A 255-nucleotide genomic window follows, 5' to 3' on the forward strand; every position below is an offset into this window, starting at 1 on the left:
GACCTATACTTTTCATAATAAGGACAACGAACCCTCTATTGTAATACTCGATTACTTTACCTACGACCATATGGGTAGGCTGCTCTCCCAGAAACAAAGGATCGGCAGTTCTCCAGTACAACTTATTTCGGAAAACAGTTATGACGAACTTGGACAATTGGTACGAAAGGATGTTGGTGGCGAGACCGCTCTTGATGGCTACACAGATATGCACAATATGGATGCCACTACAGATGGCACGCTTTACCATACTGG

At 43.9% G+C, this 255-nt stretch carries 1 protein-coding gene; it reads left to right on the forward strand.

Features of this window, described 5'->3' with window-relative positions; translation table 11 throughout:
- The coding region (locus tag G3A46_RS14215) for a hypothetical protein (protein ID WP_165150796.1) at positions 1-255 on the forward strand (255 nt) is incomplete at both ends.

Origin of the sequence: Aequorivita sp. KMM 9714, from assembly GCF_011065475.1 — a bacterium.
Classification (GTDB): Bacteria; Bacteroidota; Bacteroidia; order Flavobacteriales; family Flavobacteriaceae; genus Aequorivita; species Aequorivita sinensis.